7 protein-coding genes are annotated in these 18,845 nt (G+C 57.3%); all 7 read right to left on the reverse strand.

Annotation, left to right across the window (positions count from 1 at the left end; all coding sequences use genetic code 11):
• On the reverse strand, window positions 1-2,131 hold a 2,131-nt coding region (locus C2E25_RS11170; protein ID WP_158247223.1), incomplete at its 3' end, for a hypothetical protein.
• Window positions 2,132-2,899: 768 nt separating this feature from the next.
• Window positions 2,900-10,939, reverse strand: coding sequence for a CxxxxCH/CxxCH domain c-type cytochrome (locus tag C2E25_RS11175; RefSeq protein ID WP_158247224.1), 8,040 nt, complete (start codon window positions 10,937-10,939; stop codon window positions 2,900-2,902).
• Window positions 10,940-11,169: 230 nt separating this feature from the next.
• Window positions 11,170-11,952, reverse strand: a complete 783-nt coding sequence (locus C2E25_RS11180; protein ID WP_103115822.1) for a cytochrome c3 family protein — start codon at window positions 11,950-11,952, stop codon at window positions 11,170-11,172.
• Between the two features lie 48 nt (window positions 11,953-12,000).
• On the reverse strand, window positions 12,001-15,042 hold the full coding sequence (locus tag C2E25_RS11185; protein ID WP_103115823.1) for a PEGA domain-containing protein: 3,042 nt from the start codon (window positions 15,040-15,042) through the stop codon (window positions 12,001-12,003).
• Window positions 15,043-15,269: 227 nt separating this feature from the next.
• A complete protein-coding gene (locus C2E25_RS11190) occupies window positions 15,270-16,640 on the reverse strand; it encodes a sigma-54-dependent transcriptional regulator (RefSeq protein WP_103115824.1) in 1,371 nt (456 codons plus the stop codon).
• A complete protein-coding gene (locus C2E25_RS11195) occupies window positions 16,627-18,132 on the reverse strand; it encodes a sensor histidine kinase (protein ID WP_103115825.1) in 1,506 nt (501 codons plus the stop codon). The genes C2E25_RS11190 and C2E25_RS11195 overlap by 14 nt, the downstream gene beginning before the upstream one ends.
• Before the next feature lie 78 nt (window positions 18,133-18,210).
• Window positions 18,211-18,765: a hypothetical protein gene (locus C2E25_RS11200; protein WP_103115826.1), complete on the reverse strand. Its 555-nt coding sequence runs from the start codon at window positions 18,763-18,765 to the stop codon at window positions 18,211-18,213.
• Between the last annotated feature and the right edge of the window lie 80 nt (window positions 18,766-18,845).

The raw sequence follows: 18,845 nt of genomic DNA on the forward strand, positions 1-18,845 counted from the left end.
AGGGGGCGGTGACATCGAGCTGCTTGTTTTTACTGGCCACGCCGGCGACACCGGCATCGGTGCCGAGGGCGTTGTTGACGGTAATGCTGTTGCTCACCGGACCGACGATGTCGCCACAGTCGGGGTCGGTGCCGGTCACTTCGAAGGTGACCGCCTGCGGACCGGTGGTGCCATAGGCGCTGGAATCCCAGGGGCTGGTGACGGTGGTGCCGTTGATCTTGTAGGTGAAGCTGCCGACGTTGCCGGTGGTGCTGAACAGGGTGGTCAGATCGACCGCGGTGCCGCCGACGGTCTGGCCGGGGGCGATGGTGATGGTCGACGGGGTGCCGTCAACACAGGTGTTGTCGATGGTGACCCCGGTGAGCTGGACGGCGTTGACCACGGTGCCGCAGTCGGGATCGGTGCCGGTAACATCAATGGTGACGGTGGTTTCGGCGGCCGAGGTGCCGCAGGCGCTGGTATCCCAGCTGTATTCCCAGCGGGAGGTGGTGCCGTTCCAGGTCATCGCCGCACCGGTGACGTTACAGGCGCTGCTGCCGCCGATGGTGACACTCACCCCGGTCAGGGTCGCCGGGGCGGTCTCGACGCCGACTGCGGTCTGGATGGTGACCACGCCGGTCGCGGGGCTCGGATTGGTGGTCGTCAGGGTCGCCACGTCCTTGTCGGTGGTATCGAAGGCGGCCGCCGCCGACTGTGCCGTCAAGGTGCCGCAGGTTCCGGTACCCTGGGCACGGAAAATGACGTTGCCGGTGATACAGGAAGTCGGCGTGTAGGTGGCGCCATTGGCGAACCAGGCACTCCAGGTCGCGCCACCGTCCTCACTCCAGCTGACCTGGATACCGGTAGCGGTACCTGTCGCGGTGACAGTAACCGGGCCGGTAATCGGCGTGGTGGTCGGGGAAAATGTCGGGGCGTTGAGGGTCGCGGTCTCGGTGCAGGAACTCCAGGTGAACGCCTGGCTGTTGCCCGGAGTGGTGGTGCCGCCGACATAGTAAACAGTGCCGCACTCGGGGTCGGTGCCACGGGCATAGAGATTGTAGCTGTTGCCGTTGGTCAGGATGGCTGAGGCCTCCTGCGGGTCGGGGTTCCAGGCCAGGCGCTCAACCTCAGTGGCACGGGCAGGACCTGAAATCACAATATCATCCAGTGCGGTGTCACATCTCCAACTTGATGAAATTGTACGGAATCGCACCTCCAAATTATTGCTGGTATAGGCGGACAGATCGACGTTTTGATTTACCCAGACATCTCCGCTATTGGGATTGTTGGTTCGAGACCAGACCGAATTGGTCCAGTTGGTGCCGCCATCGGTGGAAACGTCGACATGTAATTCGCAGCTGAGATCCGTATCGGTATTCATGTTCCACCAGAAGTCAAGATTCAGCGCATAGGTCGAACCATCAAGGACATTACTGGTCAGCCAGTAGGTTTCAGGATAGGAACCGCTACTTGACTCGGTGTATGCGTAATACCCTCCTCCCGTATGGTCTCCGCTCGGCCCCACATTGCTGGAAGGGGTGGTATTGGCGTCCAACAACCAGTTGTTGGAGGTATTGGTATCTGAGGGTATCCAGTTCCCAAAGTTGTTCGCATCAAAATTATCGGTCTGACTGAACGGTGCCCCGCCACCCGTACCTTCGGTCACGCGAAATTCGAGATTCATCAGATCTACCGGGGTGACCATGCTCGCGCCGCTGAAATCACCTGCCGCAGTATTGACGCCATTGAAGCTGATCGAGGAAGGTGTCAACTCGGTACAGGCCGGTGTCGTGACATTGGCGACATTCGAATCAGCACTGTCACAGGCCCCGGTATTGTTGTGACCACGCACCGTATAACTGTAAGCCGTTCCTGCCGCGACAGTGCTGTCGGTATAGGAACCAGTGGTGACGTTGGTGGCGATCTGGGTTCCACCGCGATAGATGGTGTAGTAGTCGTTGTTGGTACCGTCGTAGGTCCAGGTCAGGTCGACCTGGGTCGGGCTGGTGGCGTTGGCAGCCAGGTCGGTGGGGGCGGAGGCAGAGCAGGCAGCCGTTTCGGTAACCTCTAAAGTCCCCCCGCTACGGCCACTCGGAGCAGTATAGTCATAACCGGGATAAAATCTTTCATCACCCGTGCCATCGAGTGCCACACCAACACGAACACCAAGATACCCGCCGGCCGGAACGGTGATTGACTGTGCCGAGATATCAATATCTTCCGGACAGCGTGTCCCATCGGCACAACTGGTTGTCCATCCAGTTTGGGACGCAGCAGCAACCTCATTGCCACTGCTGTCCAATGCGAAAAGTTGTACCCAGTTATTAATATTATGTCGAGGGGTTGCCGTATAGGTAACACCGGTTACAGTTGTCGCAGATGCATAAGGGGTCGGAAGCACCGATTCACTGTAGGTTGGACTGGTTGCATTTGTAAAACGGTAGCTAGTTGCGCACAGGTCACCTGAATTGGTAGACAACTCTGCCTTGTAAAAATCACTCGGAGTCGTCAAAGAACAGGCACTGCCACTGTCAGTCGGTCCCCAAGCTAGACCATTAAGGGTGCCAGTTGCCAGTTTTTCATAATACAAAACGGCCTCTGCTGACCCGACCATGCCGGTTGTTCCCAAGAGAACCATAGTCAGAACGGCCACCAAGGCCAGGTGTGCAAATCTGAACATCCCGGTTTTCCTCCAGATTCCATCCTTCATAGCCGTCCTCACCTCATTATCGTTTACTTTATTCACAGTTTCTTCATTCACTTGTCGATTGCATGAGCCCAAAAAAACGTCCCGAAATCGTCTCTTCATTGTTCAGATTCTCCTTCGGGAAGTTGCCAGGAACCGGGGGACCGAAGCCCCCCGGCCGGCGTTCTGGCTGATCTTCCCAAGCTGTTTCAGACCGCGCACTGGTCTCACTCCTTACTTGGGAAGCTGGTTATGACACAGGTCACAGGATGCCCCGGTGGCCCCCCAGGTAGCGGGGTTACCGTTGTGACAGGTGACCGTACAGTTCTTGGTGGTGCCGGTCCACATGGTCGCGGTGTCGAGCTTGACACCCTGGTCATGAGAAGTGGCACCAGCCTTGTAGCCGTTAGTCCGCGTCCAGTTGTTGTTCAGTTCCGGCTCGCCCGGAGTGAAATTACGAACCTGGGCCTTGGACCGCAACGGGTTGACCGGAGCGAAGACCACGTCCTTGGTGCCGTTGACATGGAAGGACTTGTCCAAGTCGGCACTGGTGATCACGGTCTTGTCGGTCGCTGATCCGGTGCTGCCATGACAACTGACGCAGGCGGTGTTGTTGCCGTTGTACCACTGGCTGACGGTACTGTTATGACAAACCGCACAGGTGATGGTCAGGGCGGTCCCGACATCACCATGGCCGGCACCGCTGGCACCGGCTTCGGCCAGCTTGCCGGTGGTCCCGCTGTAAACGTCATCGCTGTGGATGCCGATGACATGCTTCGGATGGCTGCTGGTGGTCGGCTGGTTGCCGTGGCAGTTCTGGCAGTAGTCGCCGTTGGGATTAGTGAAACTGCCTGTCAGGAAGTCCGGGCTGCTGCCGGCAGCGACATTGACACCATCACTGTGACAGTAGATCGCCGAACAGGTGCCGCCGCTGTAGGCGGCAGACGCGTCATTCTTGCCCTTGATGCTGCTCGGGGCATCAGACGGCGTCAGGACCACATCCAGGATACCATTCTGGTGGTTGGCACTGTTGGTCGGATGACAGAGTCCGCAACCGAAGTCATAGTTGGCAGCGGTTGAGTGATCCACCGTGTCACCATAGGCGGTGGCCGCCGAAGCGACATGCTTGGCATGAGCCCCGACGCGGTTATTGAAGGTATAGCTGCCGACGGTATTGGAGTTGTTGCTGCCGCCGGTGGCCAGGTGGCAGGTGTTGCAGTCCGCCGCCGGGCCCGCCAGGCCATTGGCCGGGAAGTGGGCCGAAGTGCCGAGCGTATGTGTTGCGTCATTGGTATGACAGATATTGGTGCAGTTGCCGGCCGCCATGTCGTAGCCGACAGTATCGTTCATTTCCACCGCATGGGCGGGAGTCCCGAGTTCAGTCGGGCTGCCGAGGGGCGAACTGGTATCGTGATAGGTCGCGACATCGTATGGCGCGTTCGGGCGGACATGGCAGGTGGAACAGTTGCCGTGGGTGCCGTTATTGATCGCCGTCTTGGTGCTGTGATCCGGGGTCATACCGGCCCGCCAGTTATTGAGATAACCGTGGCAGACGTTACAGCGCGGGGCGCCGACAGCATTAGACGTTGAATCGGCATCCTTGCTCCACAACCGCTGCCATGTGCCGCCATCACTGTGACAGTTGGAGGCACAGGAATCGTCGGTACCGCTGGCAGCCTGGGTAAAGGCGGTGATATTACCGCTGACGCTGATACCACGATCAGTATTGACCGCGCTGTCGGCTGCAAAGGTCCCGTTGATGTGCGTTGAAGCGCCGGTGTTGTCAATCGCCGGCAGGCTGTTATGGCATTCGGTACAGCCGGTACCGAGGGTATTGTCATGAACCTGAACCTCGGTCGGGTTGTTGACCACGGTGTGCAGACCGGTGTTCGGGTTGGCTCCGGCGGCACCCGGGGTATGACACATGGTACAGGTGCTGGTGCCGGCGTCGTACCAACCGTAGGTTCCGGTTCCGGTCACCTTGCTGTTATGGCAGTCGATATTGGAGCAACTGCCGGCCGCGTAGGACGCGTCAGGATCAGCAACCCCCCAGAGGCTCTTGGCATGACGCACATTGTCCTTGTCGACAAAGACCTCGGCCGGCAGGTTGGCAGTGGAACCATGATCGCTGTCATTGGTGTTCGCAGCATGACAGTATTCACAGAGCGCCTTCTGCGCGGCATCAGCGGTCGGCTGGTCAAGCAGTTGCACCGCCGTCATGCCGTAAACCCGCTCAGCCAGAACATTCATATGCTTGAGGTGACGTCCGGCGTCATCCGGACCGGCCGCTCCGTCATTGCCGTCAGGCCAGTAGTTGGCGGCATTGGTGCCGATGGTACCGCCACCATGACAACCGTTGCAGCCGCTCGGTTTGAAGATCGGGGTGCTGGTGTGGCTATGGCAGGTAGTACAGATCTGGCCGGCGTTGTGCGTGGTCAGTTGCTCGGTGGTGCGGTTGAAGTGCTGCACCTCGGCCGGATCATGGCAGACCTGACAGACCCCCTGATTGGCGGCATTGGCATAACTACTGCGCAGAGTTTTATCAGCAAATCCACTGACAGTGCGGGTCTGGATGGTGGAAGCGATCATCGCATCCTGACCACCGTTCTGACCATGCTGATCGTGACAGGTAACACAGGTCAAGGCATCACTGGATGTACCACCGGCCGTCTGGGTGTTGGCATAGTGAACGGCGGAATTCGGCACGCCGGTGTGGCAGGCGTTGCAGAAACCGTTCGGGTCGACGTTGTAATCCTTGCCACCGATGGTATTGAGGCGGTTGGTGGTGTACCCGATATGGTCGCCGGCGTGGTCATGGCAATCGACGCAGGCCTTGCCGACTCCGGTCTTGCCGTGACCATTGTTGTCATAGGCGGTGCCGGCCCGAACCGGGGCCAGGGCGCCGTCAACATTCGCCTGGTTGTAATCACCATGACAGGATTCGCAGGCCACCGGCCCACCGGCGGACCAGGTCGCCTTGGCACCGGTTGCGGCAAGGTTGACCGCCGAGGTCCCACCATGACAGGTATCGCAGACGGTAACGGTGGTATCGGTGCCGATAGCGCCGCTGGCAACTTCTGCACCGCCGGCGAAGGTGATGGTGCCGTTGATGTGGGTCGTCTGTCCGGCCATGCTGGTGTTTCCGGCATTGGCGGCATGACAACGGCCGCAATTGGTGGACCCGCCGACCTTGGCATAGGGCCCGTACTTGATGTTGCCGTCAAGGTGAGTCGCGTGGGCACCGGTGGTGGGCATGTTGTTGTGACACAACAGGCAATTCTGGATATTGGTGGTGCCCCAGGTATAGGTGCTGTTGTTGGGGGCACCGCCCTGACCGTTGTTGTGGCAGGCGGTGGTGCCGCAGGAGCCGTAGCCGCTATTCGGCAGGGCCACTTCACCCGAGTACTTGCCATCCACGACCGGACTCAGCTGGGCACCGGTGATCACCGTACCGCCGAACTGCACCGCCTGGTTGACGGTGGTCGGGGCAGTGGTCTTGATGAAGTGACCATAATTACCTGTATTGTCGGGGTGACACTTATCGCAGGTAACAGTCAGACCGAAAGTCGCCGTAGCGTTGAGATGGTTGCCGTGGGTTCCGGTCGCCATCTTGGTGCCGGGCTGGTCGTCGCCGTGACAGAGTGCACAGGACGCTACATCAGTATCCCAGTCAGCACTCTGGGTGCTGTTGGACGGATCATGACAATAGGTGTTCGAACAGGTATTGTTAACATCGTCAAAGGTGTTGCCGGCCTGATCGAAACTGCTGTCATCGACAGTGGCATTATCGGCCACCGGGGTTGCCTTGTTGGTAAGAGTTTCACCCTGGTTGGCACCGGCCGCACCGGAAGCGTTGAGACCGGAGATGTGGCTGGTATCCGTCGGCAGGGTTGTTCCGGCGCTGTGACAGTTGTCGCAGGTCAGCCCCTGAGTCGTCACATGGGCGGCATGGGCTCCGGTCGCGGGCGCGGCATTGGCAATATTATTGTCATTGGTACCGTTGTTGTGACAGGCAGTGCAATTCAGGCCGTTGGTATCGGTCCAGAAACCGTCCGCAGCACTGGAACCGTGACAGGCCGAAGCACATCCGCTGGCAGCAGCGGTAATTCCCGGCTGGAGCTGAATAGTGCCGTCCTGATGGGTACCGCTGCCACCATCACCGCCTGTCGGGGTGTAGGTATTGACATCGGGTCCGTGACAAATGACACATTCAGACACATCAGCATCAATCGAACCGGTGATATCAATATGGGCCGTATGGGTCGGTCCGACATAACTCAGATCACCATGACAGGAAGAACAGCCACTGGCCGGTTGCCATGTTCGAACCCCACCGGCAGCGTGACAACTGACGTTGTTACAGGAGGACGGAACTCCGGCGGTGTAAGTTCCTACGGTGACAGGGGTACCGTTGTAGTTACCGCCGGGAACGAAATCATTCCAGTTGCCGTTGAGGTGGTTGCCACCAGCCTTGATCGAGCTGTTGCTGGCAGCGGTATTGGCATGGCAGGTGGTACAGGCCATCCCATTGCTGACGCGGGTGGCACCCATGTGAGCGGCATGGTCACCGCTGGCAGGCCAGGGATTTCCGGCTGCCGGAGGATTGCCGGTATCCACGTGACAGGTACTGCAGTTGAACCCGGTACCGTTCCAGACCGGAGAAGCGATCACGCTGCCCGGGTTTGGTCCTCCGGGAGCATTGCCGCCTTCAGTATGGCAAACCTTGGAATTACAGGAACCATAAGGAGCACCTACTCCGGTATCTCCGTTATAACCAAGACCGATAAGCGGATCGGCGTTGGCGATGATATCAACAGTATTGTTCAGATGCGCGGTATTGGTTCCGCCAGCTGTCGTATCGACATGGCACTTGAAACAGTCAATATTGTCACCGATTTCCGCAGCATTATTAACATGTGATCCATGCGCATTACTGGCCATGGCATCACCGGATGCGGGCAGCCCGCCATGACAGAGAGTACAATTGCCGGTACTGTTGCTGGTATCCCAGTCGGCAGCATGCGTGTCACCGGAAGGATTGTGGCAGGCGGTATTGGCGCAGGTGTTGTTGGCGTCATCCCAGGTGGTGACGACGACATTGGCTTCATCAGCGACAGCCTGAGCCATGTCCTGCAGGATCTGCAGGTCGGTGCCGGCGACACTGCTGACATGTGTCTGATCAGTCGGCATCGGAGCGCCATGACAGGTTGTGCAGTCAACACCGGTCAGGGCAACATGTTTACTGTGAGCGAGGCCGTCGCCACCACCATCTGCCGGCGGTTGGCCGTGACAGGCGTCACAGGCGATGGTACCGCTGTTCCAGACCGCGGCCTTGCCGCTGGTGGTGCTGTGGCAGGCGGCGCTACAGGTCACCGCCGGAGTGGTGCCGCCGTCAGCGATGCCGGCCGCAAAATCAACCGTACCATTCTGATGCAGTCCGCCGCCGCCGCCGGTGAGGGTGTACGGGTCAGCGCCATTGACCTGGGCACCATGGCAGGCCGCACAGTCACTCTTGTCGGCGTCAATAATGCCACCGTTCTTGTTGACATGCGCCGGGTGACCGTTGCTGGCAATGGTGCCAGCATGACAACCTTCACATGTCGTTGCACTGGCCTTGAAGGCGACCGATGCGTCGTTGTGGTTGTGACATGTGGTACAGACAGTCGTGCTGTTGTGACCATCGGCGGTGGTGCGATTGTAGTGGTTGATACCGCCGGTACCGCCGGCCGGATCATGGCAGACCTGGCAGATACCGGTGTTGCTGGCATTCCAGTAGCTCGAAGCCTGGGTCTTGTCTGTGAATCCGGTCACGGCAGCAGGGGCCTTGGCACCGGCCGGACCGACACTGCTCAGCAGCATGGCATCGAAGCCGGCGCCGACGCCGTTGCCATGCGGCTCATGACAGAAATAGCAGGTATTGGCATTGGTGCTGACCGTAGCGGTGAAGTGAGCCGCCTTGGGACCATGACAGGTCTGACAGAAGGCGTCATCAGCAACAACGGTGGAACCACCGGTCAACTGCGGATCTCCGCTGGTGGCGTCGAAATGCTTTCCGGCCGTGGTGTCGTGGCACCCGGTACAAGTGGGGCCGGCAATGCTGGCCTTGCCGTGACCGAGAGTGCCGAAGCTGTTCTGAGCCGGAGCAGTTTTTCCTTTGACGACAGCGATGGCACTGCCGGTATGACAGGTCTCGCAATCAACACTGGTGGCGTCAGTCCAGATCGGCTCGCGATCAGGCCCGGCGGTCTGACCGGACGTCGCGCCGTGGCAGGCGTCACAGACAGCCTGGGCCGGAGCGTCAATCGCGCCGTTGATATGATTGGCATGTTTTCCGACAGCGGCATTGGTGCCATGACAGTCATCACAGGAAAGCTGCGGGCCATTGGCATCGAAGAGGTGCTTGGCGTGGGCGCCGGTCAGAGCCGCGCCGGTATCGCCAGTCGCATTGACCTGGTGACAGGTGCCGCACTGTCCGCTGGCGGAATTGGTCCAGTTCGGTGAGCTTTCCCCCCCGGCTTTACCGTTCGAATGGCAGTAAACGGAACAGGTCGCGGCCCCGTAGGAACCACCGCCGAGAGTACCGGCGCCGAGAGAGAAGTTACCGTCAAAGGAAACATCCTTGCTGCCGTTGACATGATCGCCACCGATGGCAATCGACTGAAGTTCGGTGTTACTGACGGCAACGGTCGAATGGCAGACCGAGCAGTCGAATGTCCTGCCGAGCATGGTGCCGGCACCAAGATGCTGCTGATGCAGAGCGGAGTCTTTGCCGTTCATGGTGGCAGCGGTATTGCCGTGACACTGCTGACACTCGTTGTCAGTGGTATTGGTCGGGGTGAAGATGGTTCCCTTGCCGTTCGCCCAGGAAACGGAAACCGACTGGAAGGCCACGCCACCGATCGGCGCACCATTGGAGTGGCAATAGGTGGCGTTACAGGTGCCGGATCCGGTGGCGGTGTACGTCGGGGACGTCGCGCCGTTGTTGGTGGTCAGCGGGTCAAGGGTGCCGACGGCGGAGTCCATAACCTGCTGGAACGTCCCGGCATCATGGTCGGCTGAGCCGAGCTGTCCGGAAGCATCCCCGTGGCAGACAGTACAACCGTAGCTGTAATTTCCAGCACCGTTGGCGTGGGTTGCGTGCGGGGTCGCGGATTCATCCTTGAACACACCGGATGCGCTGTAGTCATTGGTCGTCTGGGTTGACTTGGCGTAACCGCCCTGATTGGTGTCACCCGGAGCATTGAGTGACGGAGCATAACCGTGGCAGGAACCGCAACTGGCAGCAAAGGTACCGTTTTGATTGTCGTGGGAATGGCAGTCGGAACAGGTAGCGCCCGCCTGATGTCCGGCTGGGAAATCATGGCAGGAAAGGCAGAGGCTGCCGTTTCCACCGCCATTGTCGTAATTGGGTGCCGGCGGATAGGTGGTGTAATCAAGAGCAACGGTGTCGTTAACCGACCCGGTCGATTTGATCTTGGTGGTGTCGAGGGTGATCTGTTTCTTGAGCATATAGACGTTCGGCTGACCATTGGGGTCGTATTCATGACCGCCATGACAGGTCAGACATCCGAGCGGAGTACCGGTCGCGATATTCCCATGTCCCTTGTACTTGTGGCAGGACTGACAGATTGACGTATCGGGTGTTTCTTTTCCGGGGCCATTGTGTTTGAGCAGCAGGCCGTCACCGACATTGTTGGTACCGATGCCATCGACCGTCGAAGCATCTGAATCAACCCCGTGGACACCATGACAGGAAGAACAGGAAACCTTGCCGTTGACCAGGGTGACATTACCGTTGGCTACATTCGTATTATCAGGAGTCGCTTTGTATTTGTTCGGAAAACTGGCGGCGGCGGCGGCCAGATCAACGTTCATCGGGTGGGTGGTGATACCGTGGCTGTTCTGGTTGTCCCAGGCACGGTGACAATCGAGGCAGAGCGGTTCCTTGGTCGGGGTCGACAGACTGGTGCTCATCAGCAACTGCGGATTGGTGTCATAGTATCCGTGGGGATCATGACAACGCGAACAGGTCACCGAACCGCGGGAATAGCTGAGGGGACGTTGCAGGGCTTCAGAGAAAAAGGTCGTCGGCTCCTGGGCTCCGGCCTCGGGTTTGGTGGCTGTTCCCGCCCAGAAATGGGAGGTCTGGTTGCCGGGAGTAAGTCCCTTGGCGGTTACGGATCCCAGAGCGTCGCTGGTATCACCACCGGTAAACGCGCTGTGTGCGGAGCTGCCGTTCCTCGCCGGGTCGGCAAACGAATTGACCTGAGGCAAGGTTCCAGTGTGGCACTTAAGGCATACGTTGTTGTCAACACTGTTAACTGCCAGGGTCGAGGTGTGACACTCCTTGCAGTCAAAGTCATGCATGCGGATGTTCGCAGTGGCAAACGACGCACTGACGAGAACGCACGCTACAGCAAACAAAATGCCGATCCAGGTTTTCCGCCTCATGAACAAAGCTCCTATCATCCTGTTAAGCCCTAACTCGAGCAACACAATTCAACTTATTTAATATGACAAGCCAGGCAAAGCGCACTGCCGGTATTCGGGGTAATCAAAAACGGTTTGTAATTGGGGTCGCCGGTAAAAATACCATAATCGACATGAGGGTCATGGCACGAGGAACACTCGACCCGCTTATCCGCATCAGGGGCGTTTTCCGGCAGAAACCGGACACCGGCGGCCTCGGCCTCGGCAATCGTGTGCAGACGCGCGGCATTGTTCTTGGTGGTATCATCATGAACAGCCTGGTATTTGAAGGAAATCGGATGGTCGTCAGACAGGTCATTGCTGACCGGGTTGACCGTTCCGTCGGGATTCCGCCCCTGACCGATCTTCGGCCCCTGAATATTCAAAAACCCATCGCGCATGGTCCCGTCACCGACAGCCGGAGTCGGTTGGCCGACGTCATTGGTCGGATTGATAACCGTGTACATGGAAATACTGCCGTCATGGCAACTGAGGCAAAGCATCGATTCGGGATTGACATTGGCGGTCCGGGTGCTGGCCACGAATGTTGATAAAGTCGAACTGGTGTAATGGGTGTAGACCACAGAAGAATTGTTCCGGTTCCACAAGGGGCCGTCGGTACTGCTGCCATGCGGGGTATGGCAGAAAACGCAGATTTCGTCCTCATTATTGGACGGAGCGATATTCCCGGACGTGGAAAGATTGTGGGACGTATTCGCCACCCCCTGCGGTCCCCTGACCGCCAACGCCTCCCCGGCAAAGACAGCAACAGCCAAGGCGACACATCCCAGCAGTATAATCACTTTGTTTATTTTCATAACTTCGGCCCCTGAACCCTTTTATCAACTCTGATCGTTATCGTTTATTTATTGAAGGAGCTGCTTCAATTCACTGGCTGCCGCATAAGCGGAACCGGCCGGGTCAAGACCGGCGAGCAGGTTGTCCACTTCGAGGCTGGCAGCCGTGTAATCATCATTCTGAGCGGACTGAATGGCAGCCCGGACCGCACCGACCTGATTCGACTGGGCAGGCGCCTGAGCATCTACCAGGGTTTGGACCTGGTCGGTCTTGACGAGCAGGGCTGGCTGGAAGGAGGAGACATGTTGACTGCTGCTGGATGACGCAACCATGAAACGTCCCAAACCGTCAACCATAATCAAGTCTTTCCCGCCGGCACCATCAAGATCCATCACGAAAATTCGGGTATTTACTTTAGCATCGAAGGTTCGACCATCCTGATACTTAAGCGGCAGAGTCTCGATGTAAACCAGACCGGCCCCCTGCTGCTCATAAAGAGAAACACCTTTGTCATCAACGAAAAGAAATTCCATGGCCCCATCACCATCCCAATCCGTCATACAGGGAGCAACAGGAACCGTTGATTGAAAAACAACAACCGGGGCAACGAACACCGGGGCATTTAGGGTTCCTACATTTTGAACAAAGTAGAGTTTACCAGTGTCATCACCCACCAGCAGATCATTCAGACCATCACCATCCCAGTCGATAACGGCAGGTACGGGATTACTTCCAAACACCAGATCCTGACCATTCACCTGGAGAACTTCAGGCACCTGATCAAACAACGGAGTTGTCCGCCCAGAGTTATGATAAATCCGAAGACGACCATCACTGCCACCTGCCAGCAGATCGATTCTGCCGACATTTTTCCAATCCACCGCAAACAGGGAACTGGCTGATCCAGCAGGGAGAAGAACCTGGGAAGCATTAACCTTATATCGAGTCCCCCCCCAAGATGCCTTTTTAATCTCGGAGAAAAATACAACGGCACCGTCCTGCCGCACAGACACCAAATCTTCGCCTCCACGCCTGTCAATATTCACCACAAAGGCGCTACGCAAATCTTTAACCTGAGTTCCGAGGAAGAAGCTCACAGTCTGTCCGGAGGAATTTTGTCCCCGATAATAAAATCGATATCCCAACACCGGTCCAACCTGGGGCGTCAGCGCCGGAGACATCGAGTAACTCAAGCTCTTTGCGGCGAGCGGCTTGACATAAACTGTCTTGACCAGCGGTTCAAACCCAGCCCGTTCGAAGACCAGTTCATTCATTCCCAGGGGCCTCGGATTGCGTACTACAAGCGGCGTCATCCCCAAATACCGCCCATGAGTTGCTCGATTGCCGGCAAGGTAAACCCGAGTACCCGGCATATTCGTATCGACTCGCAGATCCGTCGCCTTAAGCACAAAGGATCCGGAAGCACTCACCTGAGACCAGCCCCCTTTTCCATCCAGAGCTTCCAACCGCCAGAAGTAGGTCGTCCCAGCAACAATATTCAAATAGTTACTCAGCTTTTGCAGGGGAACAGCCTTGCCCCAGCGGATCTCCTCCAGAACTGACGCTGAGAAGTCCGCCGTTGGCGACAGGCTCAAACGATAACGGACCTTGTTCGCCGGATCAGGGTCGCTCGCCAATTGCCATTTCAACATATCGTAAGGACCCAGCAACTCCCCGTTCAAGGGCGAAACCAACTGCGGCACCGACGGCGCCTCATTGACCGCATTCACCCAGAAAGTGCCTTCGGCACTCCATCCCGAAACCGCACCTTTAGCATCAACCGCCTGCACCTTCCAGGCATACTGAGCGTTTTCAACCAGACCGCCGGCAACATAGGAAGTCGCCCCGGCGGGAACATCGTAGACCACCGCGGCCTGACCGACCTGCGCAAGACTGACCTGGTAGCTGACCGCGTCACCATTGGGATCGGTTACAGCAGAAAAGTCGAGACTCGGGGCCGCGGTTGCAACAACAGTATCGGCGACAGGGGAAACCTGAGTCGGTACAGGCGGAGCATCATTCTGGGCAACGGGATTGGACCCACCGTCAATACCGACGACAATGAGGCCCTGGTCCCCGGAAAAAACCAGGCGACGATTGACACTGTCATAGACGGAACGATAAGCCGCACTGCCGAGATCGAACCCGGCAAGAAAAGCATCCGCCGGATAGGCGATGGATGTGTCCATCGCCCGCAGAGCTCCCAACTGGCCATAGGTGACATAAAAACGCCCCTGGCCATCGAGAGCCAACCCGTAATACTCGCTGAAAGAGGTTGTCGAACTGATCGGTCCGCCCATCTGGGTTTCAAGCATGACCCGCTTGTAGGTCCGGCTCTGCAGATCGAAAACCTGGATATTGCCGGTATCAGTGCCAGTCGGAGAGTAGGCTAGTGAACTGCGGTCCGCGACAAAAAGTTCGCCGTTCGCCTCATCCAGAGCCATGCTGGTAATGCTCGAAAACTCACCGGCCTCACAGGCATTGCTCGAACCGTTCCCGACACACACCGCCCCGATGCTGTACTGATATGCCTCACTCGGGTCATAGACCTTGACCTCTCCGGCACCGGCGTCAGCAATATAGAGCCAACCGTTGCTGTCCAGCTTGATGTCGGCAACGGCCACAAACTCGCCACGACCATCCGGACCGTTATTGGCACCGACCGAACGCTTCAGAACTCCGGTTGCTCCGTCATAGACCAGCACACCATCAACACCCGGCCCACCACCAGGGCCATTGTCAGAAGCGCCGATGGCAACATAAATTTCACTACCGTCACTCTTGACCGCGATCGGTCCCGACAATTCCAGCGAGGCAAATTCGGCGATCTTATTGCCGTAAGTATCAAGCTTGATGATCCGGTCCTGATTCGGAGCAATCCGCGGCGGGGTCATGACAGACCCGTCAGTAACATAGAAATTTCCGGCGGCGTCCATGGCGATTCCCATCGGGCTGGCATAATCACCCGCGGCACCCTGCCCCTTGGTACCCAACATCCCCAGGGAGGCAAAGGTCGGCACCGTCGCCGCGAAAGACAATGGAAGCCATATAACCCCGAGGAGCAGGGAAATAACCGCCATTAGACTGATGATCTTCAAGGACCCTTTCATATGGACGCCTCCTGATCGGCGAGAAATTACGCCTTCTGCTTAATATTTTCAGCCGCTTAGGACCTTTTTGGTTTTTTCGGTCACTCAGAGATTTTGCAAACTTGATACCAAGGACGCAAACGCGCCGTTACGACCGTGCAGATGCACGGGCAGCGACAAAAAAACGGGCCTGAAAAACAGGCCCGTTCCGGATTTTATCAACAGGGGGAATTTAGACCTGAAACAGGTCAGAGAAAACCGAACTTCTTCATCCGGTAACGGAAAGCATCGATGCCGAGGTGCAGCTTTTTGGCCGCCTTGGACTGATTGCCCTCGGATATCTCCAGGGCCTGGCGGATCAGTTCCCGTTCGACATCTTCAATGTCGATTCCTTCAGGGGGCAGATTGAAACTTATCGGACCGCTGGAGGCGGTCCCGGTACGGGCAACAATCTCCTGGGGAAGATGTTCAAGTAGCAGGGTCTCCTCACTTTCAAGGATAATTGCCCGCTCGATGACATTTTTCAGCTCGCGGGTATTTCCCGGCCAGGAGTACTCGCTGAGGAATCGTTCCGCCATCTTGGAAATCCCCCGCACAGACTTGCCGAATTCACGATTGAAATGGTCAATAAAATGCTGCACCAGCGGCATGATATCCTCACGCCTCTCCCGCAGCGGCGGCAGATAGATCGGAATAACCTGGACGCGATAGTACAGATCGTTACGAAACGTTTTTTCCTCAATCGACTTGAGGAGATCCTTGTTGGTTGCCGAGATGATGCGGACATCGACCGTTATATCACGGGTTCCGCCAACCCGCCGAAACTTGCGTTCTTCAAGGACGCGCAGCAGTTTGGCCTGCATACCCATCTCCATGTCGCCGATCTCGTCAAGGAAGATGGTGCCGCCGTCAGCGATTTCAAAGAGCCCCTTCTTCTGGGTCTTGGCGTCGGTAAAAGACCCCCTTTCATGCCCCATCAGTTCCGATTCAAGCAACGCCTCCGGCACCGCGGCGCAGTTGATGGCCATGAAGGGCTTGTCGGCCCGCGCGCTTTCATAATGAATCGCCTTGGCAACCAGCTCCTTGCCGGTGCCGCTTTCCCCCTGGATCAATACCGTACTGGCATCGGACTGGGCGATCTTGCGGATCATCGCCTTGACGTTGTCCATATGCCGGCTGGTACCGATGATTTTATCGAGCCCGTACTTCCCGGTCTGCTCGGATCGCAGGTGAGCGACCTCACGTTTCAGTTCACCGGTTTCAAAAGCCTTCTTGATGACAATGGCGAGTTCCTCAAGATTGAACGGCTTATTGATGTAGTCAAAGGCACCGAGTCGCATCGCCTTGACCGCGGTTTCAAGAACACCGAGAGCGGTCACCATGATGACAATGATGTCATCCTCAAGCTCCTTGACTTTTTCCAGGACTTCGATGCCGTTCATGCCCGGCAACTGAATATCGAGCAACATCAGGTCCGGAGCCTCCTGCTGAACCATTTTCAGGGCATCTTCTCCCGAAGCGGCGGTCACAACCTCGTACCCCTGTTTGCTCAGGTTCTGCTCCAGCGACCAGCGGATCAACTGTTCGTCATCGACGACAAGAATCTTATGTTTCGACACGGGGTTCCTCTTTCGATTCGAATGAAGGGTGTTGTTGAACGGGGATCTCTATTATGAATGTCGACCCTTCGCCAATTTTACTTACGACTTTTAACATGCCACCGTGCTGTTCCACCAGTTGTTTGCAGATCGGCAGACCAAGCCCGGTCCCCTGGTTCTTGGTGGTAAAGAAGGGAACAAAAATCCGTTCCAGGGCCGACGGGGCGATTCCCGGTCCGGTGTCACTGATTTCAACGCGCAGCACATCCGTCCCCGCGGCATTGATCACCCGCGACGTCTGGACCGTCAGGGTTCCTCCCTCTTCCATCGCCTGGATCGCGTTGATGATGATATTGAAGAAGACCTGTTGAATCTGCTTGACGTCGGCCCAGGCCGGCGGCAGGTCACGAGCGAACTCCTTGACCCGATGAATGTTCCGGGCTTCGGGATGCTGGCCGACGAAAAAGAGGGTTTCCTTGATCAGTCCATTGATATCGACCCAGGAGAATTCCGGCTTTCCGGGGCGTCCAAAATAAAGCAGGTCAGTCACCGTCTTGTTCAGACGGGCGATCTGCGCCAGGACCTGGTCAACCACTTCACGACGCGGATCGGATTCCGGAAAGTCCTCGGCCAGGACCGAAATAGCGCCGCTTATCCCGGCCAGCGGGTTCTTGATTTCGTGCGCCAGGCCGGTTGCCATTTCACCGACCGAGGCCAGCCGGTCGGCCCGCTGCATCTGCTGGTAATGGTACTCCTCAAGTTCAGCCTGAGCCTTCTGCAGATTGTCTACCATAGAATTGAAACTGCGTACCAGGCTGCCCATCTCATCGGCATACTTCGGCTCAAGCCGCACCGACAGATCCCCTTCTTCAACCTTGGCCATGGTTTCCGCCATGGTTTCAATGGGGCGCTTGACGAAACGAAGAAGCAGGAACGATGTTCCGGCGGAGAGAATGACAATTGAGACCACCATGTGCAGCATGAAGAACTGGTACGATTCCCAAATCTGCCCGGTCATCTCATTGAGTGAAAAATTGAGGTTGAGAACGCCGACCACCTTGCGGCCGTAACCGTGACAGATGAAACAGCGCTCGTCAGAGACAATCGGCTTGACCATCCCCAACACTTCACCGCCATCGGTCTTGAACACCCCTTCACTGCGGTTGTTCTGGTAGAGATTGAGATCAAAACTGTCGATCTGCCGACCGATTTCATCCGGCCGGGCCGATTTGAGAATTGTACCGTCGGGATGAAAGATGCGGACGTTGGTAAGCCGGTGGCTGCGGCCGACCATTTCCAGGATAGCCTGCACATCATAGCTGTTGCCGACCCTCATGGAATTGAAAATCGATTTTTCAACCGTGGTCAGAAGAAGCTTGGCGCTTTCCCGAGTCGACTGGATGAGATGCTGTTCTTCGCGCCGGATGTGAAACATGGTGAAGGTACCGATAACCACGGCAACCAGCAGAATATTGAGGATGATCACCCGTATGACCAGGCTGTTGAATATCACGTCGATTCCATTCGCGTCACAGGCGTGGTTGTCACTCCCGACAGGGGCATCAGCGGGTGGTTGCGGAAAAGAGGACCTTTACTTTTCGTCATCTCCGACCAGATAGGAAAGGATAATGTCATCAAGTCCCGGTTCGGCAGTCTCCGCAGCCTGACCGGGGGAGACAGGAGGAACCTTCTGCGCAGCCGGAACGGCTGGTTTGTCTGTTGCCTTGGCGACCCGGGGCTCGGCCCCGGACGCCTGCTTCCGGGGGGATGGTGCCGCGGCGGCGCGCCCCTGCCGCTGCGGTGCCCCCCCGGACGCGACAGCGGCGTCGGGAGCCCGTGTCCCTTCCGATTCCGGCGCCACCGCGGGATTGACGATCGGCTGGTGACCCTGCAGGCGGTCATCGAACTCACCGTCCTTGAGTCGCCGCAACATCTCCTTGTGCTGCTCTTTCATCAGGTCTTCAACCACCTGCCCGAGGTTGTCGACCTTGGTGATATCGGCATAAGAGGTTTTCTGTGACGCGAGGATGGTCCCGCCACAGTACAGCAGGGTGACAATCGTCGGCGACTTCAGCCCACCATCCTCGGTCTGGACATGGTAGAGTTCACCCTTGTAACGAAAGTTGTGGTTAAACCCGACTATCATGACAACCCTCAACCCACATCAAAAGACAAGATCCTGATCCATCAATGCAATAACTGTATGCAGACCGGAATCGACGCAAA

The organism is Geothermobacter hydrogeniphilus (assembly GCF_002898515.1).
Taxonomy (GTDB): Bacteria; Desulfobacterota; Desulfuromonadia; order Desulfuromonadales; family Geothermobacteraceae; genus Geothermobacter_A.

What these genes read in the sequence shown, in the direction of transcription:
- C2E25_RS11180 (WP_103115822.1), bottom strand. Translation starts at nt 11,952, where the DNA reads ATGAAAATAAACAAAGTGATTATACTGCTGGGATGTGTCGCCTTGGCT.
- C2E25_RS11185 (WP_103115823.1), bottom strand. Translation starts at nt 15,042, where the DNA reads ATGAAAGGGTCCTTGAAGATCATCAGTCTAATGGCGGTTATTTCCCTG.
- C2E25_RS11200 (WP_103115826.1), bottom strand. Translation starts at nt 18,765, where the DNA reads ATGATAGTCGGGTTTAACCACAACTTTCGTTACAAGGGTGAACTCTAC.